Consider the following 24,790-nt stretch of genomic DNA (forward strand, 5'->3'; position numbering starts at 1 on the left):
CGATGCCGAGCAGGCTCCGCAAGCACCTGGCCAGGACGCCGCTGTGGCTCCGGCTGGTGTCGGCGACCCTGCTGCTGGTCACCCTGGCGATCACGCTGACCGGCCTGTTCGCGGTGCGGCTGCTGCGCGGCTACCTCGTGGAGCGGGTGGACCAGCAGTTGAGGGCCGCGGCCGCCCCGCGTGACGTGCTCCCGCCGCCGGAGCCGCGGCTCGCGGGCACCCGGCCGCAGCGCTTCCTCGGCCTGTTCCATGTGGTGGTGCTGGACGCGAGGGGCGCGCCGGTCCGTACGCTTAGCGAGTCCACCGCCGCGCACACGCCGAGCCTGCCCCGACTGGCCGCCGCCGACGTGGCCGAGCTGGGGGGCCGGCCCTTCACCGTCGAGTCCGTCGATGCCGCCGGGCCCACCTGGCGGGTCGTCGCCGTGCCGGGACGCGACGACGAGAGCCGGGTGATCGCCATCAACCTGGGCGACGTGGACGACACCGTCTCCCAGCTCGGCCTCATCGTCGCGGTGGGCGGCGGCGGCACGGTGATCGTGCTCGGCTTCGCCTGCCACTGGCTGGTACGCCGCAGCCTGCGCCCGCTTCAGGAGATCTCCCGCACCGCCAACGACATCGCGGGCGGCGACCTGTCGCGCCGCGTCCCCCTCTGGTCCGGCACCACCGAGGTCGGCAAGCTCGGCCGCTCGCTCAACACCATGCTGGCCCGCATCGAGGACGCCGTGCGCGAGCGCGAGGAGGCTGCCGAGTCGGCCCGGCGTTCCGCCACCGCGGCCCGCCGCTCCGAGGAGCTGATGCGCCGCTTCATGGCCGACGCCTCGCACGAGCTGCGTACGCCGCTCACCTCGATCAGGGGGTTCGCCGAGCTGTACCGGCTGGGGGAGGAGAAGGACCTGGACGAGGCCGTCCGGCTCCTCGGCCGCATCGAGGGGCAGGCGGCCCGCATGGGCCTGCTGGTGGAGGACATGCTGCTGCTGGCCCGCCTCGACCAGCGGCGCGCCCTCGCCACCCGGCCGGTCGACCTGCTCAGCCTGGCCGCCACGGCGGTGATCGACGCGCAGACGCTGGCCCCCGACCGGCGCATCGAGCTGGTACGCCTCTTCGGCGGCGACGGCGAGGTGCTGGTGACCGGCGACGAGCCGCGGCTGGCGCAGGTGCTGGGCAACCTCGTCGGCAACGCGCTCGCGCACACGCCCGCCGGCACACCGTTCCAGGTGCGGGTGGGCGTGGACGGCGACCACGCCGTGGTCGAGGTGGCCGACGAAGGGCCGGGGTTCCCGCCGGAGGTGGGCGAGCGGGTGTTCGAGCGGTTCTACCGGGCCGATCCGGCGCGGAGCACGGGCGGGTCGGGGCTCGGGTTGTCGATCGCGGCGACGCTGGTGGAGGCGCACGGCGGGGTGATCGTGGCGGAGAGCGAGCCGGGCAAGGGGGCGCTGTTCCGGGTGATCCTGCCGGCGCACCGGCCGGGGGAAGGCACGGATCAGCCGAACCCGTAACGCGTGGCCGATCGCCTGGCGGCTGGGCGAAGGGCTCAGCTCCGCCGACGGCGGACCGGCCGCGGGAGGGCCCGGCTCAGCCGAAGGCGTAGCCGTACAGGCCGGTGCCTTTGGCGATCTCGCGGACCTGGCCGAGGCGCAGGCCCCGCGTCCGCGAGCCGGGCGCGTACATCACCAGCCCCTGGCCGGGGGCGGCCACCACGAGCCCCTGCGGCGCCCCGCCCCGCTTCAGAGACTCGCCCGGCTTCAGAGACTCGTCCCGCTCCAGCGACTCGCCCCGCTCCAGCGACCGGAACCGTCCGCCGCCGGGCAGCGCCGCCAGTGCGGCGCCGAAGTCGCGTCCCTCGCCCTTGATCAGCAGGTTGCCCTTGCGGGTCAGCCCGCCGCCGGCGCTGCCGGCCAGCACCTGCACCGCGCGCTCGCCGGGCACGCCGATGGCGAGCTCGTCGCGGCCGTCGCCGTTGAAGTCGCCGGCCGCCAGCGCCGAGCCGAACCGGTCGTAGTAGCGGGGCCGCCCCTTGAGGGTGTTCTGCGACCACGCCTCGGCGCGGGCGGTGCTGAGGCCGCCGCGCGAGCCGTACAGGACGTCCACCGTGCCGTCGCCGTAGTCCATGGCCCGCTGGTTCGCGCTCAGGCCCTCACCCGGCACGCCGATGGCGAGGTCGTCGCGGCCGTCGCCGTCGAAGTCGCCGGTGGCGAGCGCCGCGCCGAAGGCGTCCCACTTCTCGGCGGCGCCGGTGATGCCGGGGGTGCTCTGGGTGAGCAACCTTGCCCGCTTGCGGTGTACGTCGACGACCGTGACCGAGCCCTGGCCGTCCTGCGTGACGCTGTCGGCGGGCGCGCCGACGGCCAGCTCGTCCCGGCCGTCGCCGTCGAAGTCGCCGGTGGCGAGCGCGGCCCCCCACTGGTCGGTGACCTGCGCGGACTGCCGCACCCACGTCGTCCGCTGCGTGATCACGTACGGCTCGCGGCCCTTCAGCCCGTACACGGCGACCGCGCCGCCCGAGCGGTGGCTGGGCGCGCCGACGACCAGCTCGTCCACGCCGTCACCGTCGAGGTCCCCGGCGGCGAGCGCGGCCCCGAACCGGTCGCTGGACGGCTTGGGCAGCGCCAGCTCCTCGCCCTTGACGAGCCCGGCGGGGGAGCCGCGGAAGACCTGCACGACCCCGTTGCCGTCGCCGCCGGGCACCCGCTCGCCTGCGAACTCCTCCGACACGCCGACCGCCAGGTCCGCGCACCCGTCGCCGTCGAAGTCGCCCACGGCGAGCGCCGAGCCGAACGAGTCGCCCGGCTCGGCCCCGTCGCCCTGGGTGAGGGTGACCTTCGTGCCGGAGCCGTACAGCACGGCCACCGAGCCGGCCCGGTCGCGGTCGTAGGGGGCGGCGACGGCGAGGTCGGCGCGGCCGTCGCCGTCGAAGTCGAGCGGGTGGCCGCCGCACGGGCGGGCCGCGGGAGCCGTGCCGGAGGCGAGCGGAACCGCCAGGAGGGCGGCGAGCAGCGCGTTCATACGACCAGTGATGTCCTCCCGGCGCGAACTCGGGCTTAACGCGGTGGGAACGTGCCAGGATAGTCGCGTGGACATCGATCTCGCGGATTTGGATTTCTGGCGCAAACCGCTGAAAGAGCGGCACGAGGCTTTCGCCCGGCTCCGTCAGCTGGAGCATCCGGTGTTCTTCCCGGAGAAGAAAGTGCCCTTCCTGCGCTCGGGCAAGGGCTTCTACGCCCTCGTCCGGCACGCGGACGTGGTCGAGGCCAGCCGCAACGCCAAGATCTTCTCCAGCGAGCCCGCGGTGACCAATCCCGAGCCGCCCGGCTGGATCAAGCAGGTGTTCGGTGAGTCCATGGTCAACATGGACGACCCCCGACACGCCCGGCTGCGCCGCATCGTGACCCGCTCGTTCAGCCCCAAGATGCTGGCCGGCCTGCAGAGCGACATCGAGGCCGCCTGCGCCCGCATCGTGGACGACGTGGTCAGCGAGGGTCCCCGCGACTTCGTGTCGCAGGTCGCCGCCCGCCTGCCGATCCACGTCATCTGCGACATGCTGGACATTCCGCAGGAGCTGCGGGACAAGGTGCACCAGCACGTCGACATCTCCACCGCCTACACCGGCGTACGGCCCAGCCTGGCCCGCAGCGTCCAGATGGCCGGCCAGAACATGCTGGCCCTGCTCGCGCTCCAGCGCATGGTCATCAAGCTCGGCCACGAGCGCGCCGCCGACCCCAAGGGCGACCTCGTCTCGCTGCTGGTCACCGCCAACGTCGACGGCGAGAAGCTGACCGACAAGGAGCTCGGCTCGTTCTTCTCGCTGCTGCTCGTGGCGGGCAACGAGACCGCGCGCAACACCATGGCCCACGGCCTGAAGATCCTCACCGACAACCCGGCGCAGCGCGAGCTGCTGATGAGCGACTTCGACAAGCACATCGGCAACGCCGTCGAGGAGATGGTCCGCTACGTCTCGCCGATCATGCAGTTCCGCCGCACGGTCACCGAGGACTACTCCCTGCGCGGGCTGGAGCTGAAGAAGGGCGACAAGGTCGTGCTCTTCTACGGCTCCGCCAACCGCGACGAGACCGTCTTCCCCAACCCGGACACCTTCGACATCACCCGCGAGACCAAGCCGCACGTCGGCTTCGGCGGCCCCGGCCCGCACTTCTGCCTCGGCGCCAACCTCGCCCGTCAGGAGATCCGCACGATGTACCGCGAGCTGCTGACCCGCCTGCCCGATCTGCGCGCGACCGGCGAGCCGGAGCTGCTGCTGTCCAACTTCGACAACAGCGTCCGCAGCCAGCCCTTCACGTTCTGATCGCTGATCATTCTGGGGCGAGCACGTTCGTCCGGATGGTCACGAACGTGACCAGCGCCGACACCGCCATCATCGCGGCGCTGACCAGCATCGCGGCCCGGAACCCGGCGTCGAACACCGGCGGGTTCTGGAACGCCTCGCCCACCAGCCCCACCAGGGGCGGCACGGCGGCCACCGCCAGCAGGCCCCCGGTGCGGGCCACCGCGTTGTTGACGCCGCTGGCGGTGCCCGCGTAGCGCTCGTCCACCGTGGCCAGCACGGTCGCGGTCAGCGGCGCGACCGCCGCCGACAGCCCGAGCCCGAAGATCGTCACCGCCGGCAGCACCCGCAACGGGTACGACGCGCCGAACCCGATCGTGCTCATCGCCACGAACCCGGCGCCCGCCAGCAGGATGCCGATCGTCATCGGCCAGCGGGGGCCGTAGCGCTTGGCGACGTCCCCGGCCTTGGCCGACAGCAGCAGCATGAGGATGGTCGTCGGCAGCATCGCCAGGCCCGCCGCGATCGGCGAGAACCCCGACACCACCTGCAACTGCACGACCAGCAGGAAGAACGCCACGCCCATGGCGGCGTACATGACGAGCGTCACGACGTTGACCGCCGTGAACACGTGGTTCCTGAACAGTCCCACCGGCACCAGCGCGTCCGGCGACCGGCGCACCTCGACCACCACGAACGCCGCGGCCAGCAGCAGCCCCACGGCCAGCGGCACCGGCGCGCCCCCCTGGATCAACCCGTACGTGATCCCGGCCAGCGCCAGCGCCGCCAGCGCCGCGCCCAGCACGTCGAACCGCCCGGCCGCCTGCTCGTCCCTGGACTCCGGCACGTGCCGCACCGCCACGACCACGACCAGCAGCGCGAACGGCAGGTTGACCAGGAACGCCCACCGCCATCCCGCGCTCTGCACCAGCCACCCGCCGAGCAGCGGCCCGGCCGCGCTGGCCACGCCGCCGAGCCCCGACCACGCCCCGACCGCCCGCGGCCGGTCGGCTCGGGCGAACGACGCCTGGATGATCGCCAGCGCGCCCGGCGTCAGCAGCGCCCCGCCGACGCCCTGGAGCGCGCGGGCGGCGATCAGGAACTCGATGTTCGGCGACAGCCCGCACAGCGCCGACGCGACCGCGAACCAGATCGTGCCGATGACGAAGACGGTGCGCCGGCCGTACCGGTCGCCGAGCGAGCCGCCCAGCAGGATCAGCCCGGCCAGCGTCAGCGTGTAGGCGTTGACCGTCCACTGCAGGCCGGCCATGCCCGCGTTCAGCTCACGCCCCAGGAACGGCAGCGCGACGTTGACGATCGTGCTGTCCAGCAGGGCCAGCCCGGAGCCGAGCACGGTCGCGAGCAACACCCACCGGCCGCGCGCGGACTTCAGCTCCAGATGCCCGCCGGCCTGAACGGGACCGCTCACTGCTCCACCGCAGCGTCCAGCTCGGCCGAACTGGCCAGGTCGGCCGGACTGCCAGGCTGAGCCGGACTGCCTGCCTCGGCCCGCCCGACTGCCTCCGCCCGGCTGCCTGCCTCCGCCGGATTGCCCAGCGCTCGCAGGACGAACTCGGACACCAGCGCCGCCGCCGCCTCGACGGTGACGCTCCCGCTGATCAGCGGCACCCGCTCGGCGCCGATCACCGCCAGGACCATCCGCGCCGTCGCCGCGACGTCCACCACCCGGAAGTCGCCCGAGGCGGCCCCGCTCTCCAGGATCCCGGCCAGCACCCGCTGCATGGGCGCCACGTGCTCGGCGAGCTGCTGGTAGGCGTCCGGCCCGAGCGCCGCGCCGAGATCGGCCGCCCCCGGGTGCGGATGCGCCAGCAGCCCCTCCAGCTGCAGCCGTACGAACGCCCGCAGCCGGTCGGCCGGCGAGGCGCCGGCGGGCAGCTCGCGCTCGTAGCTGTCGATGAAGTAGCTCGTCACCCGCTCGGTGAACGCCAGCAGCAGCGCCGCCTTGTCCGGGAAGTAGTTGTAGAGCACGGTGCGGGTGATGCCGGCCTCGCTCGCCACGTCGGTCATGGAGATCGCGTCGATGCCCTGCGTCCTCGACAGGCGCGAGACGGCCTGGAGGATGCGGTCGCGCGTCTGAGCACGATGCTCACCGATGGTGGCGGCCGAGATCCTGGGCATAGGCCCATGGTAGGCCCGCGGCAGATGATCCGTTCATGCTTCGATGTCCGTCGAGCACCGCTTGGTCCGCCGCTTCGATGACGGGCGTGCCGTACAGCATGAGCCGTGGCCAAGGAGATCGGCGGCTACCAGCAGGCGCTCACCTGCATCGCGCTCCTGTCGAAGGCCCCGTTCTTCCGCTACGACCTCGGCGTGCTCAACGCGCTCAACTGATGATCGGCCACCACCGCCACAAGACCCCAGGGCTGGTACGCCCCGGTCCCATCTACATCCGGGACTCCCTCTCCCGCGAGGTCGTGTACGAGGGCCCCGACGCCGCCCTCGTCCCCGGCCTCCTCGACGAGCTGGTCGACTGGCTCAACGACGGAGAACTGGACCTGCCGAGCCACGTCCGGGCCGCGATGGCCCACCTCAACCTCGTCAAGATCCATCCCTGGCGCGACGGGAACGGCCGCATGTCGCGCGCCCTGCAGACCCTCGTCCTCGGCCGCGACCAGATCACGACGCCGGAGTTCTCCTCGATCGAGGAGTGGCTGGGCCGGCATCGGGTCACCGTCGACTACTACGACGTGCTGGGCGCGGTCGGCGGCCGGCACTGGCAGCCGCACGGCGACACGCTCGCGTGGGTGCGCTTCTGCCTGCGCGCCCACCACCTGCAGGCCCAGCGCGTACGCCAGCGCCTGGCCGAGGCGGGCGAGGTGTGGACGCTGCTCGAAGGCGAGGTGGACCGCGACGGCCTCAACACGCGCTGCGTGTCCGCCCTGTACGAGGCTTTCGTCAGCCGCCGGGTGCGCCGCAGCCGCTACCAGGCCGACGAGGACCTCAGCCAGGGCCAGGCCGCCCGTGACCTGCGCGACCTGACCGCCAAGCGCTGGCTCCAGCCGTACGGCGAGACGAAGGGCCGCCACTACACGGCGGGCCCCCGGCTGGCGCGGCTCAAGGAGGAGTTCGCCGAGCGCGTCACGCCGCTGCGGGACCCGTACCGCCCGGGGGTCAGGCCGCGGTCCTGACGACGTCGAGCAGCTCGGTGAGGACGTCCGTGTTCAGCCGGTACGCCAGCCGCACCTCGCGGATCATCCGCTGCCGCTCGCGCTCGTCCAGGTCGAGGGCGTCCAGGCGGGAGCGGTAGTCGTTCTTGAAGCGGGGCAGGCTGCCCAGCTCGTCGAAGAAGTAGAAGTCGACGCCGCCGCCCCTGTCGTAGCCGTAGATCTTCTGCAGCTCCATCCGGATGAACTGGCCGCCGGACAGGTCGCCGAGGTAGCGGGTGTAGTGGTGGGCGATGTAGCCGCACGGCCAGTCGGCCACCTTGCGGATCCGGTCGACCAGCGCGGTCGTGGACCTGGACGGGGTGACGCGGTCGCGCCACGACGGGCCGTAGATCGTCGTGAGGTCGCGTTCGAGCGCCGCCTCGCGGTACAGCTCGGGGAAGACGAAGGCGCCCGCGACCGGGTGATCGGCCAGCTCGCGGGAGACGCCGTCGAGGGCCACGTACGCGAAGTAGTGCTGGGCCACCATCTCGCCGTACTCGTGCTCGGTCAGGCGTCCCGCCATGAGCTCGGTCAGGTAGCCTTCGGCCTCGGCGGACTGGTGGTCGCCCCAGGTGGCGTTCCTCAAGGTCTCGGAGAACGACGTCGTCACGGCCCACCTCAATCGCACGGTACTTTCATGACGAAGTGTCACAAACACTGGGAGCGCACGTCAACCCTTTGATGACACCATGTCATCAAAGCCTGGTTTCCTTCTTCTGTACCCAGTGACGTGCGTACGAGTCTCGACGGTAGTCGGCGCCGCGTATCTTCTCGGTCTAGAAAGACTGGACAGGGGAGTTCATGAGCGGCTGACAGGTACAGGAGGCGAAGCAACGCTTCTGTGAGGTCGTACGGCGCGCGGTGAGCGAAGGCCCTCAAGTAGTCACCCGGCACGGGGAAGAGGTGGCCGTGGTCATCGATATCGGCGAGTACCGCCGTCTCAGAGGAGAGACTCCTGACTTCCGGAAATTCCTCCTGGAAGAACCCGCCTGGGACGACGACCTTGAGATCCCCCGCAACCGTGACCTCCCCCGAGAGATGGACTTCGACTGAGGGACGTCGGCTACCTCCTCGACACGAGCGTGGTCTACGAAACGGCAGCCCGCACGTCCGGGACTGGATCGGCGGAGCTCATGGACTCACGCTCTACCTCAGCGCCCTGACCGTCGGAGAGGTTCGCTGTGGGGTTGAGTTCCACAGATCCAAGGTCCAGCCCAGGCGACCCTTTGGAACGGCTGCACGCTCTTCACCGGCAGTTCGGTGACCGCATCATCCCCGTCACCCCAGAGGTCCCGACCGTGGACGGGTTGATCGCGGCGACTTGATCGCGGCGACGGCCAGGGTGCACGGCTGGACGCTGGTGAGCAGGAATGTGAAGGATTTCGCAGGGACCGGCGTGTCCGTGGTCAACCCCTTCGAAACGCTGAATTGACCGGTCAGCCGCGGGTGTAGCGGTGCTTGGCGCCGGGCGGGAAGTAGTCGGGGTCGCCGGTCTCGCGGAGCTGGATGTCCGGCCGCTGGCGGTGCGCCGGGACGTAGGCCGCGAACTCGCTGTTGAGGCGGAGCAGGTGGGTCAGGATCGACTCGCCGGCGACCTCGGCGATCGTGGCCGAGGGAGCGACCCCGGGGGCCAGCTCGACGGTGACGGTCAGGCGGCGGTCGCGGTGCTCGTCCTCGACGGTCTCCAGGACGAACTTGCCGGTGACGAACCCGCTGACCTCCCGCTGTTCCAGGCCGATCGCGATGTTCTCCGGGTAGACGTTCGCGCCGTAGTAGGAGACGGTGAAGTGGCTGCGGCCGAAGACGTACACGAAGGGCCGCTCGGGGCCGGGCGACGACGGCGTGAAGCCGTGGTCGCGGGCGAAGCCGAGCAGGCGGTCGTACGGGAGCACGCCGCCCTCGTCGGCGATGTGATATCTGACCAGCGGGATGCCGTTGTCGCCGGAGAACAGCAGGGTCCCCGCGTCCTCCTCGAAGAAGCGCGCCTGCGGGTCGTACTGCAGGAGCGAGGGCAGCCGCGACGCGCCGAACAGCTCCCTTGCCGCCGCGGGACGGGCCGCGAGGAAGCGGCGCAGCTCGACCGAGAGCGGCGTCTCGTTCGCGAGGACGCCGGCGTCGGCGGTGCCGTACAGGGAGGCGATCCCGCGCAGCGGATCGTCGATCCCGGCCCGCTCGCACACCAGCGACCGCCATTCCTCGCTGAAGACCTCGCCCGCCGTGACCAGCTTGAGGTCCCACTCGTGCCAGGGCAGGTCCTCGGCGTCGATGACGTTCTTGAGGAACGGCGGATAGCCCAGCAGCACGACCTGGTCGAAGTGGGGGGCCAGCTCCGGCAGCACCCGGGCGATCTCCCTGCGGTCGGTGCCGGGGGCGACGACCGTGATCGGATAGCCGCGTTCGGCCAGGTGACGGCAGCAGTTGACGGTGAACAGGCCGCCCACCCAGGTGCCGAGCGCGAAACAGACCACGGCCAGCGTGCGGCGCTCCCCGGCCGCGAAGGAGCCGCGGAAGACCTCCTCGAAACGGGCGGCGACGGCCCGCTCGTCGGCGGCCGAACGCGGCCAGAACGACGGCACGCCGGTCGAGCCCGACGACACCGCGATCATGTCGCCGATCACGCCGTCGCGGCACAGGTCGGGCAGCGGGTGACGGCGGACGTAGCCGTCCTTCGTGGTCATCGGCAGCCGCCGGAAGTCCTCAAGAGTCCGGACGCGGGCGGGATCGACGCCGTGCTCGGCGAGGAACGCGCCGTAGGCGGGGACGGTCGCCGCGACCTGCTGGAAGAGCTCAACCGGTTCCACCAGCCGACTGTACGATCTCCGGCGTCCCGGCGCACCCTCCGACGCCTGCATCCCCTGGCAGGGCGGTCATTCCCCGGGGCGGACCAGGCCGTTCTCGTAGGCCCAGACGATGGCCTGGGCCCGGTCGCGCAGCCCGAGCTTCATGAGCACCCGCCCGACGTGCGTCTTGACCGTCTGCTCGGCCACGAACAGCTTGTCGGCGATCTCCTGGTTGGACAGCGCCTGCGCGACGAGCGTCAGCACCTCCGTCTCGCGTTCGGTCAGCTCGGCCAGCCGCCGCCCCGCCGCCGGCCGGGGCGCGCCCAGCCGGGCGAACTCGTGGATCAGCCGGCGGGTGACCTGCGGAGCCAGCAGCGCGTCCCCGGCCGCCACCACGCGCACCGCCTCGGCGAGCTGCGCCGCCGAGGCGTCCTTCAGCAGGAAGCCGCTGGCTCCGGCGCGCAGGGCCTCGTACACGTAGTCGTCGAGGTCGAACGTCGTCAGGATCAGCACCTTCGGCGGCCTGCCGCCGCCGGACAGCAGCTCCCTGGTGGCCTCCAGGCCGTTCATGACCGGCATGCGGACGTCCATGAGCACCACGTCGGGGGCCAGCTCCGCCGCCCGCCGGATCGCCTCCCGGCCGTCGGCCGCCTCGCCCACGACCTGGATGTCCGGCTGCGCGCTCAGGAACACCGTGAACCCGGTGCGCACCATCCCCTGGTCGTCGGCGATCAGAACCCGGATCAACCGTCCCCCCTCTCTCCGCCGCTCACCGGTCCCCCTTCTCCCGCCCGCTCACCGGGCACCTCTGTCCTGCCTGCCCGCCGGCCGTCTTCTCCTGGGCGCCGGGCTCCGTTCCTCGACACCGGACACCATTCTCCCGGCCACCGTGCTCCGTCGACCGCGGCACTGGCGCGTGGCGCGGGCAGCCCGTGGTGCGCTGCCCGTTGCCCGTCCATCGGTCGGCGAGGGGTGGCGGCTGCTCATCTGTCGTCCGTCTCGTTCGCGGCGGTCCTCGGGGCGGTGATCGGCAGGGTCGCCGCCACCTCGAAGCCGCCGCTCGGCGTCGGGCCCGCCGTCAGCGTGCCGCCCAGCAGGGACGCTCGTTCGCGCATGCCCACCAACCCCTGGCCGGCTCCTGGCGGCCCGCCGTCCCCCGTGCCCCGGCTGTTGGCCACGCGGAGCCGTAGCTCGTCGCCCTCGCGGACGAGCTCCACGCCCACGGCGGCTCCGGGCGCGTGCCGCATGGCGTTGCTCAGCGACTCCTGCACGATCCGGTACGCCGACAGCTCCACGGCCGGCCCCAGCCCGTCCAGCGGCCCGGACCGCTTGATCAGCACCGCCAGCCCCGTGGAGCGGGCGTTGGCCACCAGCTCGTCCACCCGGTCGAGGCCGGGCTGCGGCGTGGTCTCGGTGCGGCCGGCCTGGTCGCGCAGCACCCCCAGCACCTGCCGCAGCTCCGCGATGGCCTCCAGCGACAGGTTGCGGATCTCCGCCAGGCCCGCCTCCAGCTGCACCGGGTCCCCGGCCGCCTTGATCGGCACCGCCTCGGCCTGGATCGCGATCACCGACATGTGGTGGGCGACCACGTCGTGCAGCTCGCGGGCGATGCGGGCGCGCTCCTCCAGCACCGCCTGCGCGTCCTGCGCGAGCCGGCTGCGCCGCTCCTCCTCGGCCAGCCGGGACGTCGCGGTGCGCCGCACCCGTACGTTGTGGCCGAACAGCACGACCACGGTCACCACGACCGTGACGACGGCCATCGAGTCGGGGTGCGCGATCCACGCGGTCAGCATGGTGAGGACCCACACGGCCAGGGTGATCCGCCGGTCGCAGCGCACGGCGACGGAGTAGAGCACCAGCAGGTAGGACAGCACGGTGAAGACCGGGTAGGGCGGCTCGCTGACACGCAGGGTCGTCCACAAGGAGAGCGGCAGCAGCGCGAAGGCCGTACGCCAGGCCGCGAGCGGCCACCGGTCGCGCAGCGCCACCGGCAGCGCGGCCGCGACGGCGCAGAGCAACGCGAGCGCCCCCGGGATCGGCACCGATGTCCAGCCGCCGGCTTCGGCCACGATCGCCCAATGCCTCACCGCGTCCTGGGTCGTGAGGAAGAGGATGACGGCCAGCAGGAGCTCGGCCGTCCGCACCAGGCTGAGCCGTTCGACCGGGACCAGCACCCGGAGTCCGCGTGGCACGGGGAGCGACAGGCGGCGTGATCGGGGCGGGGGGTCGGCGTTGCCCCGGAACAGCGCGAGTGCGAACGGCTGCAGGGCTGCCGCCACCAGCTCCCGCCAACGCCAGAGCCCCGCCCCCCGTCCCCCCGCCGCGTCCCGCCCGCCCCGAGCTCCGCCGCCCGCGGCACGGGGGCGGTGACTGGCGTCGTCGCCGGCCGCACGTCCTGTTGCAGGGGCTGCGCCGGCGGAGGGCTCGTGGCCGCCAGGTTCTCCGGGTGTAGGCGTGCGGTTGCCGGGTTTCCCGGGGCCGGGTGTGTAGTCGCCAGGTTCCTGGGGTGTGGGTGTGTGGTCGCCAGATTCGTTGGGAGCGGGCGTGTGGTCCTCAGGTTCCCTGAGGACGGGCGCGTGGTCGCCGGCTTCGGCCGCTCCGTGCGTGTCCGCCGCCCCATGACCGCCGTCACGGACTTCGTGGGTCCGCGGTGACGGTGGGGAGGAGGTGCGGGGGTCGTGCCGGCGGTGGATCACGTGGTCAAGGCTACGGACATCGCCGTCCGTCCCGCGTCCCCCCGAGGTCTGATCCTGCCTCAACCCCAGGTACCGCTTACATGATTACGATCGCCCTGAGCGAACATCACCAAGAAAGGGAACATTAGGCGGCTCCAATGGATTGAGTCGGTATAACTCAACCCTTTGGAGTTCGCATGAGTGAGAGCTTGACCCTCCCGGTCCTGCCGCTGGACGACGAGGTGGTCCTGCCGGGCATGGTGGTCCCGCTGGACCTGTCCGACTCCGAGGTGCGCGCGGCGATCGACGCGGCCCGTGCATCCGGTGGCAACAAGCCGCGGGTGCTCCTCGTTCCCCGCATCGACGGCCGCTACGGCCCCACCGGTGTCCGCGCCGTGGTGGAGCAGGTCGGGCGGCTTCCCGGAGGCGAGCCCGCGGCGGTCGTCCGCGGCGTGGACCGCGTCCGCGTGGGCACCGGCACGACCGGCCCCGGCGCCGCACTGTGGGTGGAGGCGCACACGATCGACGCCGTCCCGGCGAGCGAGCGCGCGCACGAGCTGGCCAAGGAGTACAAGGCCCTGGCCACCACGATCTTGCAGAAGCGCGGCGCCTGGCAGGTGGTCGACCAGGTCAACCAGATCGACGACCCGTCGGTGCTCGCCGACAGCTCCGGCTACACCCCTTGGCTGTCCACGGCGCAGAAGGTCGAGCTGCTGGAGGCGGCCGACCCCGCCGACCGGCTGGCCAGGCTGATCGAGTGGTCCCGCGACCACCTCGCCGAGCTGGACGTCGCCGAGACGATCCGCAAGGACGTCCAGGAGGGCATGGAGAAGCAGCAGCGGGAGTTCCTGCTGCGCCAGCAGCTCGCCGCCGTACGCAAGGAGCTCAAGGAGCTCAACGGCGACGCCGAGACCGAGGAGGAGGACTACCGCTCCCGCGTCGAGGCCGCCGACCTGCCCGACAAGGTACGCGAGGCCGCGCTCAAGGAGGTCGACAAGCTTGAGCGCACGCCCGACCAGTCGCCCGAGACCGGCTGGATCCGCACCTGGCTCGACACCGTCCTCGACATGCCGTGGAACGTCCGCACCGAGGACAACTACGACATCACCGGCGCGCGGGCCGTGCTCGACGCCGACCACACGGGGCTGAAGGAGGTCAAGGACCGCATCATCGAGCACCTGGCGGTGCGCAAGCGCCGCCAGGAGCGCGGCCTCGGCGTCGTCGGCGGCCGGCGCAGCGGCGCGGTGCTCGCGCTCGCGGGCCCTCCCGGGGTCGGCAAGACCTCGCTGGGCGAGTCCGTGGCCCGCGCGATGGGCCGCAAGTTCGTCCGGGTGGCGCTCGGCGGCGTCCGCGACGAGGCCGAGATCCGCGGCCACCGCCGCACGTACGTCGGCGCGCTGCCCGGCCGCGTGGTCCGTGCCATCCGCGAGGCCGGCTCGATGAACCCGGTCGTCCTGCTCGACGAGGTCGACAAGGTCGGCGCCGACTACCGCGGCGACCCGACGGCCGCGCTGCTGGAGGTGCTCGACCCGGCGCAGAACCACACCTTCCGCGACCACTACCTCGAGGTCGAGCTCGACCTGTCCGACGTGCTCTTCCTGGCGACGGCGAACGTCCTGGAGGCCATCCCGGGCCCGCTGCTCGACCGCATGGAGGTCGTCACGCTCGACGGCTACACCGAGGACGAGAAGGTCGCCATCGCCCGCGACCACCTGCTGCCCAGGCAGCGGGAGCTGGCCGGGCTGAGCGCCGAGGAGGTCGTCGTCGAGGAGGCCGCGCTGCGCAGGCTGGCCGCCGAGTACACCCGTGAGGCGGGCGTGCGCTCGCTGGAGCGGGCGGTCGGCCGGGTGCTGCGCAAGGTGGCCGCCAAGGACGAGCTGCCGGTCACCGTCGGCGAGTCCGACCTGGTCGACTACCTCGGCCGGCCGCGGTTCGTGCCGGAGTCCTCGCTGCCGGAGACCGCCCAGCGCACCTCGGTGCCGGGCGTCGCCACCGGCCTGGCGGTCACCGGGGCCGGGGGAGACGTCCTCTACGTGGAGGCGTCGCTGGCCGACCCGGAGACCGGCGAGACCGGGCTCACGCTCACCGGCCAGCTCGGTGACGTGATGAAGGAGTCGGCCAGGATCGCGCTGTCCTACCTGCGCTCGCACGGCGCGGAGCTGGAGCTGCCGGTCACCGCGCTGAAGGACCGGTCGGTGCACGTGCACTTCCCCGCGGGCGCCGTCCCGAAGGACGGTCCCTCGGCGGGCGTGACGCTGACGACCGCGCTGGCCTCGCTCCTGTCCGGCCGGCTGGTCCGCAGCGACGTGGCCATGACCGGTGAGATCTCGCTGACCGGGCGGGTCCTGCCGATCGGCGGCGTCAAGCAGAAGCTGCTGGCCGCGCACCGGGCGGGCATCACCACCGTCCTGATCCCGGCCCGCAACGAGCCGGACCTGGACGACGTGCCCGAGGAGGTCCGGAGCGAGCTGACCATTCACCCGGTCAGCGACGTGCGCGAGGTGCTGGAGCTCGCGCTGACGCCGGCCCAGGTCGGGACCACCGTCGCGGCCTGACCGGTCCCGCGTGGCCGCGCCTTGCGGGGCCACGCGTTGCGGGACCACGTCTTGCGGGACCACGCCCGCCGTCCCTCGCCGAGGGACGGCGGGCGTTCCTGTTTCAGCCCGCGCCGTGCGACTCGTTGGTGATCAGCAAGGACTCCAGCTCGGACAGCAGCGCGACCACCCGCGCCGTGTCGGCGGGGTCGCGCAGGGCGGCCCCGACCACCTCGTCCACCGGGCTGGTCGCCCGCCGGAACAGCGCGTGCACGGTCCGGTCGGCCACCCGCACCTGCGTACGCCGGCCGTCCCCCGGGTCCGGCCTGGTCTCCAGGACGCCGCGCTCGCGCATGCGCGCCACGGACGCCGACACGTGGCTCTGCGCGAAGCCGGTGCGGGCCTGGATCTCGCGCACCGCGCTGTCCGGATGGCGGAGCACGTCCACGAAGACGGCCTCCTCGCCGGGGGTGAGCACCGGCTCGCCCGCCTCGCTCTCCGTGGCCTTGGCGAGCTCCACCAGCCGCCGTCCGAGTCTGCGCATCCTCGCGATGTTCATGGCCCGCATGTTACATCGCTACCGATGCATCTCTAGCGATATGACTGACGTGACATGAATCACGTGAGTGGTCCGGAATATGCGCTTCTCGCCGGCCGTTTGCACGGGCGTGAACGAGGCACACGCGAACCACCAAGGCGCCCCCGGGGCGGCCATGTGTTGTCGCATGCGCTTGGGACGAATGCCGGCCCGCTGACCCCGACCGCCCCCGCCCGCCCGTTCTCCTCCCGAAGGTCCTGATGATCGCCCCCGTGTTCGTGCTGCGCAGGCTGAGCCACCTGCCGTTCCCTCCGGGCACCCGCTGACGCCGGCCGGTTCCTCCGCCCGTTGTCGTCCATCTCCGCGGCCCCGGCCGCCCTCAGTCGTGGGGTAGTTCTTCCGTGATCCAGGCTTCCGGCCTGCGCAAGCAGTACGGCGACGTCGTCGCGCTCGACGGCGTCGACCTCACCGTGCGCGAAGGCGAGATCTTCGGCGTGCTCGGCCAGAGCGGCGCGGGCAAGAGCACGCTGCTGCGCTGCGTCAACCTGCTCGAACGCCCCGACGCGGGCACCGTCACCGTCGCCGGTCAGGACCTGACCGCGCTGCGCGAGGCCGAGCTCAACCGGGCCCGCCGCCGCATCGGCATGATCCACCAGCACTTCGCGCTGCTGTCCTCGCGTACGGTCGCCGGCAACGTGGCGTTCCCGCTGGAGATCATGGGCGTGTCCAGGGCCGAGCGCGAGCGCCGCGTCGGCGAGCTGCTGGAGCTGGTCGGGCTGGAGGGCCGCGGCGGGCACCGCCCGCACCAGCTCTCCGGCGGGCAGAAGCAGCGCGTCGGCATCGCCCGCGCGCTCGCCGGCAACCCGTCGGTGCTGCTGTCGGACGAGGCCACCTCCGCGCTCGACCCGGCCACCACGCAGCAGATCCTCGCCCTGCTCAAGCGGCTCAACGCCGAGCTGGGCCTGACGATCCTGCTCATCACCCACGAGATGAACGTGGTCAAGAGCGTCTGCGACTCCGTCGCCATCATGTCCGGGGGGCGCGTCGAGGAGTCGGGGACCATCGCCGACCTCGTCCGCACCCCCGGATCCCGCCTGACCAGGGAGATCTTCCCGCTGCCCGAGCCGGCGCCCGCCGGTTCCGTGACGCTGACGTTCGCCGGCCAGGCGGGCCGGCCGGTGGTGTCGGAGGTCGTGCGCAAGTTCGACGTGGACCTCAACATCCTGGGCGGCTCGATCGAGGAGCTGGCCGGCGACTCGGTCGGGCGGCTGCGCGTCGCGCTGGACGGCCCGGAGGCAGGGGCCGCGCTCGCGTACCTGCGTGAGTCCGGACTGATCGTGGAGGAGGCCGCGTGACCTGGGAAGAGATGCTGCCGCTGCTGTGGCCGGCGACGGTGGAGACGGCCCAGATGGTGGGCTGGTCCACGCTGTTCACCGTGCTGTTCGGGCTGCCGATCGGCGTGGCGCTCGTCGTGCTCGACCGGGGCGGGCTGCGGCCGGCGCCCGCGCTGCGGGCGGTGCTCGGGTTCGTGGTCAACATCGGGCGGTCGCTGCCGTTCATCGTGCTGATGATCGCGATCATCCCGTTCACCCGGCTGGTCGTCGGCACCACCATCGGGACCGCCGCGTTCGTCGTGCCGCTCACCGTCGGGGCGGTGCCGTTCTTCGCCCGGCTGGTGGAGACCGCGCTGCGCGAGGTCGGGACGGACGTCGTCCAGGCCGCCCAGGCCATGGGCGCGAGCCGGGCCACCGTCGTGCGCAAGGTCCTGCTGCCCGAGGCCCTGCCCGGCCTGGTCGCCGGGCTGACGGTGACCGTCGTCGCGCTCATCGGCTACTCCGCCATGGCCGGCACGCTCGGCGGCGGCGGGCTCGGCGACCTCGCCGTCCGCTACGGCTACCAGCGCTTCGAGACGCTGCTGATGATCGTCACCGTCGTGCTGCTCATCGTCATCGTGCAACTCCTGCAGAGCCTGGGCGACTGGGTCGCCCGGCGTCTATCGCACAAGTAAGGAAGAAATCATGAACATCCGTCGTGTCCTGGGTGTCGTCGCCCTGTCGTTGTCGCTCGCCGCATGCGGTACGTCGCAGTCCGCGACGGACACCGCGTCGGAGGCCGGCGGCAAGACCGCCGAGTCCGCCGACACCGTGATCAAGGTGGGCGCGAGCCCCGTGCCGCACGCGGAGATCCTGAACTTCGTCAAGGAGAACCTGGCCCCCGCCGCCGGGCTCAAGCTGGAGATCGTGGAGTTCACGGACTACGTGCAGCCGAACGTGCAGCTCGACGAGGGGCAGCTCACCGCCAACTTCTTCCAGCACAAGCCGTACCTGGACGACTTCAACGCCTCCAAGGGCACCAAGCTGGCCTTCGCCACCCCCGTGCACCTGGAGCCGCTGGGCCTCTACTCCAAGAAGGTCACCGAGCTGTCCGCGCTGCCGAGCGGCGCCACGGTGGCCCTGCCCAACGACGCCACCAACCTCGGCCGCGCGCTCAAGCTGCTCGCCGACAACGGCGTGGTCACCCTGAAGGAGGGCGTCGGCACCGCGGCCACCGAGCGCGACGTCGCCGCCAACCCGAAGAACCTGACGTTCAAGGCGCTGGAGGCGGCGCAGCTCCCGCGTTCGCTGGACGACGTGGACGCCGCCGTGATCAACGGCAACTACGCCCTTGAGGCCGGGCTCAAGCCCGCCTCGCAGGCGCTCGCGCTGGAGAAGACCGAGGGCAACCCGTACGTCAACGGCCTCGTCGTGCAGGCCGGCCACGAGAAGGACGCCGGCATCGTCACCCTCGGCAAGCTGCTGCAGGACCCGAAGACCAAGGAGTTCATCCAGCAGAAGTACGAGGGCTCGGTCATCCCGGCCGAGTAGGTCCCCCCGGCTTGACCGGGAAGGATGACGGGCGGGCGGCGTCCGCGTGCTGGCGCGCCCGCCCGCCTACCGAATACTGTTCTAGTCATGCATCCGGGAGCCATCGCAGCAGTCACCCCCGACAAGCCCGCTGTGGTCATGGCGGGCTCCGGGCGGATCGTCACCTACCGCGAGCTGGACGAGGAGTCGAACCGGCTGGCGCACCTGTTCCGCGCCGCCGGGCTACGGCCGGGCGACCACATCGCGTTCATGCTCACCAACCACCCGCTCTTCCTGTCCGTCGCCTGGGCGGCGCACCGGTCGGGTCTGTACTACACGCCCATCAGCTCCCGGCTGCAGACCGACGAGCTCGCGTACATCGTGGACAACTGCGGCGCGCGGGTCTTCATCTCCAGCGCGGACCTGGCCGACGTGGCCGCCTCGATCGCCGACGCCACGCCCAAGGTCGAGCTGCGCCTGATGATCGACGGCGTCGCCGAGGGCTTCGAGTCGTACGAGGAGGCCGTCGCCGGGCAGCCGACGACGCCGGTCGAGGACGAGTGCACCGGCGCCGACATGCTCTACTCCTCCGGCACCACCGGCCGGCCCAAGGGCGTCAAGGTGCCCGCGCCGCACGGCCCCCTGGAGGAGCCCGGGATGCTGCTCCAGCTCATCTCGGCGCTGTTCGCGCCCTCCACCGACAGCGTCTACCTCTCGCCCGCGCCCCTCTACCACGCGGCCCCGCTGCGCTACTGCATGACGTTCCAGCGCCTCGGCGCGACGGTCGTGGTCATGGAACGCTTCGACCCCGAGCAGTACCTGGCGCTGGTGGAGCGCCACAAGGTCACGCACTCGCAGCTCGTGCCGACCATGTTCATCAAGATGCTGAAGCTGCCCGAGGAGACCCGGGCCAGGTACGACCTGTCCTCGCTCAAGTACGCCATCCACGCCGCCGCGCCCTGCCCCGTGCCCGTCAAGGAGCAGATGATGGACTGGTGGGGGCCGATCATCCACGAGTACTACGCGGGCACCGAGGGCAACGGCTTCCTCTACGTCGGCCCCGAGGACTGGCTCAAGCACAAGGGCACCGTCGGCCGCTCCCTGCTCGGCGTCGTGCACATCTGCGACGAGGACGGCGAGGACGTGCCCGCGGGCACGCACGGCACCATCTTCTTCGAGAACGGCGGCCGTTTCGAGTATCACGGCGACCCGGACAAGACCCGCTCCGCGCAGGACCCGAAGGGCCGCGGCTGGACCACGCTCGGCGACATCGGCTACCTCGACGAGGACGGCTTCCTCTACCTCACCGACCGCCGCTCGTACATGATCATCTCCGGTGGCGTGAACATCTACCCGCAGGAGGCCGAGAACGTGCTGTCGGTGCACCCCAAGGTCGCCGACGTGGCCGTCTTCGGCGTGCCGGACGAGGAGATGGGCGAGCAGGTCAAGGCCGTGGTCGAGCCGGTCTCCATGGACGAGGCGGGGCCGGAGCTGGAGGCGGAGCTGATCGCGTACTGCCGCGAGCGCCTGGCCCACTACAAGTGCCCGAAGTCGATCGACTTCCGCCAAGAGCTGCCGCGCCACCCCACGGGCAAGCTCTACAAGCGCCTGCTGCGCGACGAGTACTGGCCCGCCCGCTCCTGAACCCGCGCGGGGCGGCCCGTTTCCCCGGCCGCCCCGTCCTGTCAGGATGGGATCATGCCGGTACAGCAGATCGACCGCAGCAGGCTGAAGGTCACGAGCCGCGCCCACATCGCCCGCTTACGCGCCGCACGCGCCCGCGAGCGCGAATGGCGTGAGGCACGACGGATGGTCCGCCTCTACCGGCAGGTATGGATCTGGGTGCTCTTCACCAGCATCGCCGTCACCCTGCTCGTGGGGGTTCTGCGCGGGATCGGCGTCCTGTCCCCCTGACGCCTGCACGCGCACCTCGCTCCATCGGCCTTCTCATGGAGTTCTGATCAGAGGCTTAACCAGGTCTTACGCGCGCCTTGGCACCCTTGAGTCAGAGAACCCTCGAGGAGATGACAGATGGACGCGAACGAGCCTCGCGAGCAGGGCACCGGCTGGAGCCAGTTCGGCGCCACCCCGCCGGCCGCCGGGGGCTTTCCCCGGCGGGACACGATCATCATGGAGCAGCCGCCCCCGCCGCCCCCCGCGCCCCCGAAGAAGCCCTTCTACGGCGGCAAGGCCGTCGCCGGGCTCGCGCTGGCGGCAGCCGCCATCGGCGGCGGGATCGTCGGCGGTGTCGTCGTCAACGCGTTCCAGCCCGACCCCGTCTCCGTCACCACCACCTCCAACCCCGGCGCGCCGAGCCCCGTCTTCAAGACCGCCTCAAGCGATCTGACCGTCGCCGAGGTGGCGGCCAAGGTGCAGCCCAGCGTGGTGATGATCCAGGGGCAGAGCGGTGAGGGCTCCGGCGTGGTGCTGTCGGAGGACGGCCTCATCCTGACCAACAACCACGTCGTCGTCGGCGCCGGTCAGGGCGGCGGGCAGATGACGGTCAAGTTCAGCGACGGCAAGACGGCCAAGGCCAGTGTGGTCGGCACCGACCCGGCCACCGACCTCGCCGTCATCCGCGCCGAGGGCGCCTCCGGGCTGACCAAGGCCGCGCTCGGCGACAGCGACCAGCTCAAGGTCGGCGACGACGTGCTCGCCATCGGCAGCCCGCTCGGTCTCGACGGCTCTGTCACCCGGGGCATCGTCAGCGCCCTGGACCGCACTCTGACGGTCGGCGGCGAGCAGCGCCAGCAGCTGCCGCCCGGCTGGGGCCAGGAGCAGCAGCAGGGCCAGAGCGAGGAGCCGACCACGATCGGCGGCGCCATCCAGACCGACGCCTCGATCAACCCGGGCAACTCGGGCGGCGCGCTGGTCAACGCGGCCGGTGAGCTGATCGGCATCAACACCGCGATCGCCTCCGAGGCGGCCGGCGGCGGCGTCGGCTTCGCCATCCCGGTCAACACCGCCAAGCAGGTGGCCGACCAGCTCATCAGCTCCGGCAAGGTCACCCACGCCTTCCTCGGCGTGAGTGTGACGGACGCGACAGGCGACGTTCCCGGCGCCCTGATCAGGGAGATCACCGCCGGAAGCCCCGCGGAGAAGGCAGGTCTGCGGCAGGGCGACCTCATCACCAAAATCAACGACAAGGCGGTTGACGGGGGCGATACGGTTGTCGGACAGGTCAGAGGTTTCAAACCCGGTCAAGCGGTCAAGATCACATATATGAGGGACGGGCAGGCCCACGACGCCACCGTGACCCTCGTCGAGAAGAAATAACAAGGACCCCCTCTTGGACGGGTGTGCCGTCGAGATCGCTGCGGACTCGGCGGCACACCCCCCCAATTCAGGAGAAACGCCGGCCCTCGTCCCGCCGGTACGCCCACGCGGCGGCCACCGCCATGGCGACGGTCCAGACCGCCAGCATCACCAGCGGCACGGTGCCGGGAGTGGTCCCGGCGACCGCCCACCAGATCAGCTCGGCCGCGCCCCTGGTCGGCACGTACGGCGAGACGACCTGCACGAACGCCGGCAGGATCTGCGGCGGCAGCAGCAGCCCGCCCACGATCGCCATCGGGAAGAACAGCACCTGCGCCACCGCCATCGCGGCCTTCGACGACAGCAGCAGCCCGACGAGCAGCCCCATCAGCATGAACGGCACGCTCCCCGCGACCAGCGCGCCCAGCCCGAGCAGCAGCCGCGCCGGCGTGATCGTCGCCTCGGTGAACAGCGCGGCCACCACGATCACGGGGACCACCGACACCAGCATCACGGCGAGCGTCGAGAGCATCCGCCCGGCGAAGCGCGGGAACGGCCCGGCGGGCAGGGTGCGCAGGTAGGGGTTCCACGGCAGCTCGCGGTCCTGCGACACCGAGATGGCGAGCCCGATCAGCGCCGCAGACATCGAGCCGAAGAACATCAGCGAGCCCGTCGCGGTGGTCGCCGCCACCGGGTCCTGGCCGGCGAACGGCACCACGAACGCCACCATCGACACGGCCGGGAACAACGAGCTGGCCAGCAGCCCGATCGGCACCCTGATCTGCTCCAGCAGGAGATAGCGGGTGTGCGCGACGACCAGGTTAGACATGGGTGCTCTCCTTCTGACCGGAGGTGGCGGTGAGGGCCAGGAAGGCCTCCTCCAGGGTGGTGGGCCGGATCTCCAGCCCCGAGAACGCGGCCCCGCTGCGCACCAGCTCGACCACCAGCCGGTCGGGGTCGGCGGTGAGCAGCTCGATCCGGCCGTCGCGCCGCTCGGAGCCGAGGACGCCGGGCAGCTCGGGCAGGTCCGGAGCGGTGAGCGACACCTTGCGGACGCCCACGAAGTCGCGTACCGCGGCCACCGTGTCATCGGCCAGCACCCGTCCATGGCCGATGACCACGACCCGCTCGGCCAGGGCCTCGATCTCCTCCAGGTAGTGGCTGGTCACCAGCACCGTGCCGCCCTCCTGCTGGAAGGCCCTGATGCCGTCCCACAGCGTCCGCCTGGCCTCGATGTCGAGGCCGGTGGTGGGCTCGTCCAGGAAGACCAGGCGCGGGCGGCCGGCGAAGGCGAGCGCCACGGCCAGCCGCCGCCGCTGCCCGCCCGACAGGCCGCCGACCTGCCGCCGCGCCAGGTCGTCCAGGCCGAACCTGGCCAGCAGCTCGCCCCGCTCCACCGGGTCGGGGAAGTGCGCGGAGACGAAGTCGATGATCTCGCCCACCCTCAACGACTCGGGCAGGCCGGTCTCCTGCGGGGTCACGCCGACGGCCCGCCGCCGCGCCGGGTCCAGCGGCGAGCCGCCGAGCAGCTCGACCGTGCCCGAGGAGGGGCGGCGCAGGCCGACGAACAGGTTGATCAGGGTGGACTTGCCGGCGCCGTTCGGGCCGAGCAGGCCGACGAGCTCACCGGCCCTGATGTCCATTGAGACGCGGTCGAGTGCCAGTACGTCGCCGTAGCGGCGGCCGGCCTCGACGGCCCTGGCGAGGACTGTCATGTGGTTCCTCCAGCGGGGTCGATCAGGGCGCGGATGGCCCTGGTGTAGTCCTCGAAGGCCAGTCGCCCGCGCCTCGTCAGCGCGACGTACGTGACCGGGGTGCGGCCTCTGTGGGTCTTGGTGATGCGGACGTACTCCGCCTCCTCCAGCTTCGTCAGGTGGACCGAGAGGTTGCCGGCGGTCATGCCGAGCAGGTCCTTGAGCGCGCCGAAGGTCATCTCGTCCCCGTCGCCGAGCACGTTGAGCGCGGCGACCACCCGCAGCCTCGCCTGCGCGTGGATGACCGGGTCGAGCTCGGGCGGCGGCTGGTCCGCCGTCATGAGCGGCGCCTCCACCACAGGCCCGCCACGATGAACCCGCCGCCGAGCAGCACCGCCGTCAGCAGCGCGTGCCAGCCGGCGCCGAGCAGGACGCCCAGCAGGTTGACGGCGGCGGTCCAGAGGCCGACGGAGAACATCTGGCGGCTGGACCACACGGCGCCGCCCACCATGTAGAGCACCGCCACGATCGTCAGCATCGAGCCGCCCCAGAGCAGCTGGCTCTCCGCCGGCGGCAGCAGGGGCGAGAGCCGGACGTCGAGCACGGCCGTCAGCGCGATCCCGGCGAACCACGCCCAGCCGTACATCGACCCCCGGTCCCTGGTGGTGCCGCGGACCTGCCGGTTGGCGCGGGTGATGCCGTAGGCGGCCACCGTGCCGGCCACGAGCTGGGCGGCGGTCAGCAGGGACACCGCCGCGCCCTGGCTGATCGGCGCGTAGGACCGGCCGTCGAGCCCGAGGTGCAGGAACAGGGCGGTGAACCCGACCAGCCAGGCGACCCCCCAGGGCAGGTAGAGCAGCAGCGGGTCGATGTAGATGTGCCGGGCCGCGGCGGCCTGCTGCGCCTCGATGACGCGCAGCGTCTCCTCAGGGGTGGGCGGCCGCTCGTCGTCATCAAGCACGTAAACTCCTCGGTCGGCCAAACTGGTTTGAATCATAAACCTGATTGCGCCGCCAACACAACGT

Annotated in this window: 23 protein-coding genes; 11 read left to right on the forward strand and 12 right to left on the reverse strand. The window is 71.8% G+C overall.

Annotated features, from left to right (window positions below):
* Window positions 1-2: 2 nt before the first annotated feature.
* The gene (locus ABD292_RS05845) at window positions 3-1,496 is read left to right on the forward strand and encodes a sensor histidine kinase (protein WP_344205819.1); all 1,494 of its coding nucleotides are present in this window, start codon (window positions 3-5) and stop codon (window positions 1,494-1,496) included.
* A gap of 76 nt (window positions 1,497-1,572) precedes the next feature.
* Here the strand turns inward: ABD292_RS05845 and ABD292_RS05850 are convergent, their stop codons facing one another.
* Complete coding sequence (locus ABD292_RS05850) at window positions 1,573-3,003, reverse strand: FG-GAP and VCBS repeat-containing protein (RefSeq protein ID WP_344205820.1); 1,431 nt, start codon at window positions 3,001-3,003, stop codon at window positions 1,573-1,575.
* Window positions 3,004-3,070: 67 nt separating this feature from the next.
* On the opposite strand from ABD292_RS05850, the gene ABD292_RS05855 reads away from it, so the two are divergent.
* Complete coding sequence (locus ABD292_RS05855) at window positions 3,071-4,300, forward strand: cytochrome P450 (RefSeq protein ID WP_344205821.1); 1,230 nt, start codon at window positions 3,071-3,073, stop codon at window positions 4,298-4,300.
* Window positions 4,301-4,307: 7 nt separating this feature from the next.
* On the opposite strand, the gene ABD292_RS05860 is transcribed toward ABD292_RS05855, so the two are convergent.
* Window positions 4,308-5,708, reverse strand: a complete 1,401-nt coding sequence (locus ABD292_RS05860) for an MFS transporter (protein WP_344205822.1) — start codon at window positions 5,706-5,708, stop codon at window positions 4,308-4,310.
* Window positions 5,705-6,418, reverse strand: a complete 714-nt coding sequence (locus ABD292_RS05865; protein WP_344205823.1) for a TetR/AcrR family transcriptional regulator — start codon at window positions 6,416-6,418, stop codon at window positions 5,705-5,707. Before ABD292_RS05865 ends, ABD292_RS05860 begins: the two co-directional genes overlap by 4 nt.
* A 212-nt stretch (window positions 6,419-6,630) precedes the next feature.
* Between ABD292_RS05865 and ABD292_RS05870 the strand changes: the two genes are divergently transcribed.
* Window positions 6,631-7,428: a Fic family protein gene (locus tag ABD292_RS05870; protein ID WP_344205824.1), complete on the forward strand. Its 798-nt coding sequence runs from the start codon at window positions 6,631-6,633 to the stop codon at window positions 7,426-7,428.
* Here ABD292_RS05870 and ABD292_RS05875 read toward each other — a convergent pair.
* Window positions 7,412-8,056, reverse strand: coding sequence for a biliverdin-producing heme oxygenase (locus ABD292_RS05875; protein WP_344205826.1), 645 nt, complete (start codon window positions 8,054-8,056; stop codon window positions 7,412-7,414). The two genes, ABD292_RS05870 and ABD292_RS05875, sit on opposite strands and share 17 nt — an antisense overlap.
* Before the next feature lie 251 nt (window positions 8,057-8,307).
* On the opposite strand from ABD292_RS05875, the gene ABD292_RS05880 reads away from it, so the two are divergent.
* Window positions 8,308-8,499 carry a type II toxin-antitoxin system prevent-host-death family antitoxin gene (locus ABD292_RS05880; RefSeq protein WP_425565010.1) on the forward strand — a complete coding sequence of 64 codons (192 nt, stop codon included), beginning with the start codon at window positions 8,308-8,310 and terminating at the stop codon, window positions 8,497-8,499.
* 383 nt (window positions 8,500-8,882) lie between these two features.
* Here the strand turns inward: ABD292_RS05880 and ABD292_RS05885 are convergent, their stop codons facing one another.
* From ABD292_RS05885 to ABD292_RS05895, 3 genes are all read right to left on the reverse strand, one after another.
* The gene (locus ABD292_RS05885) at window positions 8,883-10,247 is read right to left on the reverse strand and encodes a phenylacetate--CoA ligase family protein (RefSeq protein WP_344205827.1); all 1,365 of its coding nucleotides are present in this window, start codon (window positions 10,245-10,247) and stop codon (window positions 8,883-8,885) included.
* A 66-nt stretch (window positions 10,248-10,313) separates the two neighbouring features.
* Complete coding sequence (locus tag ABD292_RS05890; RefSeq protein WP_344205828.1) at window positions 10,314-10,973, reverse strand: response regulator; 660 nt, start codon at window positions 10,971-10,973, stop codon at window positions 10,314-10,316.
* A gap of 236 nt (window positions 10,974-11,209) precedes the next feature.
* Complete coding sequence (locus ABD292_RS05895) at window positions 11,210-12,505, reverse strand: sensor histidine kinase (RefSeq protein ID WP_344205829.1); 1,296 nt, start codon at window positions 12,503-12,505, stop codon at window positions 11,210-11,212.
* Between the two features lie 593 nt (window positions 12,506-13,098).
* Between ABD292_RS05895 and lon the strand changes: the two genes are divergently transcribed.
* Window positions 13,099-15,456, forward strand: a complete 2,358-nt coding sequence (gene lon / locus ABD292_RS05900) for an endopeptidase La (protein ID WP_344205831.1) — start codon at window positions 13,099-13,101, stop codon at window positions 15,454-15,456.
* 103 nt (window positions 15,457-15,559) lie between these two features.
* Here the strand turns inward: lon and ABD292_RS05905 are convergent, their stop codons facing one another.
* Entirely contained in the window at window positions 15,560-15,994 is a 435-nt protein-coding gene (locus tag ABD292_RS05905) for a MarR family transcriptional regulator (protein ID WP_344205832.1), read from the reverse strand.
* Window positions 15,995-16,374: 380 nt separating this feature from the next.
* Here ABD292_RS05905 and ABD292_RS05910 point away from each other — a divergent pair, with 380 nt between their 5' ends.
* From ABD292_RS05910 to ABD292_RS05935, 6 genes are all read left to right on the forward strand, one after another.
* Window positions 16,375-17,328, forward strand: a complete 954-nt coding sequence (locus tag ABD292_RS05910; RefSeq protein WP_344205833.1) for a methionine ABC transporter ATP-binding protein — start codon at window positions 16,375-16,377, stop codon at window positions 17,326-17,328.
* Window positions 17,325-17,981, forward strand: coding sequence for a methionine ABC transporter permease (locus ABD292_RS05915; protein ID WP_177240815.1), 657 nt, complete (start codon window positions 17,325-17,327; stop codon window positions 17,979-17,981). The genes ABD292_RS05910 and ABD292_RS05915 overlap by 4 nt, the downstream gene beginning before the upstream one ends.
* Window positions 17,982-17,991: 10 nt before the next feature.
* A complete protein-coding gene (locus ABD292_RS05920) occupies window positions 17,992-18,837 on the forward strand; it encodes a MetQ/NlpA family ABC transporter substrate-binding protein (RefSeq protein WP_344205837.1) in 846 nt (281 codons plus the stop codon).
* 87 nt (window positions 18,838-18,924) lie between these two features.
* On the forward strand, window positions 18,925-20,460 hold the full coding sequence (locus ABD292_RS05925; protein WP_344205839.1) for an acyl-CoA synthetase: 1,536 nt from the start codon (window positions 18,925-18,927) through the stop codon (window positions 20,458-20,460).
* Between the two features lie 54 nt (window positions 20,461-20,514).
* Window positions 20,515-20,730 carry a hypothetical protein gene (locus ABD292_RS05930; protein ID WP_344205840.1) on the forward strand — a complete coding sequence of 72 codons (216 nt, stop codon included), beginning with the start codon at window positions 20,515-20,517 and terminating at the stop codon, window positions 20,728-20,730.
* A 117-nt stretch (window positions 20,731-20,847) separates the two neighbouring features.
* A complete protein-coding gene (locus tag ABD292_RS05935; protein ID WP_344205842.1) occupies window positions 20,848-22,092 on the forward strand; it encodes a S1C family serine protease in 1,245 nt (414 codons plus the stop codon).
* 67 nt (window positions 22,093-22,159) lie between these two features.
* On the opposite strand, the gene ABD292_RS05940 is transcribed toward ABD292_RS05935, so the two are convergent.
* Genes ABD292_RS05940 through ABD292_RS05955 form a run of 4 tightly spaced genes read right to left on the reverse strand, consistent with a single transcriptional unit; the run spans window position 22,160 to window position 24,726 of the window.
* Window positions 22,160-22,900 carry an ABC transporter permease gene (locus ABD292_RS05940; protein ID WP_344205843.1) on the reverse strand — a complete coding sequence of 247 codons (741 nt, stop codon included), beginning with the start codon at window positions 22,898-22,900 and terminating at the stop codon, window positions 22,160-22,162.
* Window positions 22,893-23,786: an ABC transporter ATP-binding protein gene (locus ABD292_RS05945; RefSeq protein ID WP_344205844.1), complete on the reverse strand. Its 894-nt coding sequence runs from the start codon at window positions 23,784-23,786 to the stop codon at window positions 22,893-22,895. Before ABD292_RS05945 ends, ABD292_RS05940 begins: the two co-directional genes overlap by 8 nt.
* Window positions 23,783-24,106, reverse strand: a complete 324-nt coding sequence (locus ABD292_RS05950) for a transcriptional regulator (protein WP_344205846.1) — start codon at window positions 24,104-24,106, stop codon at window positions 23,783-23,785. Before ABD292_RS05950 ends, ABD292_RS05945 begins: the two co-directional genes overlap by 4 nt.
* Complete coding sequence (locus tag ABD292_RS05955) at window positions 24,103-24,726, reverse strand: hypothetical protein (RefSeq protein WP_344205848.1); 624 nt, start codon at window positions 24,724-24,726, stop codon at window positions 24,103-24,105. The genes ABD292_RS05950 and ABD292_RS05955 overlap by 4 nt, the downstream gene beginning before the upstream one ends.
* Window positions 24,727-24,790 lie beyond the last annotated feature (64 nt).

Origin of the sequence: Nonomuraea bangladeshensis (assembly GCF_039529455.1) — a bacterium.
Lineage (GTDB): Bacteria > Actinomycetota > Actinomycetes > Streptosporangiales > Streptosporangiaceae > Nonomuraea > Nonomuraea bangladeshensis.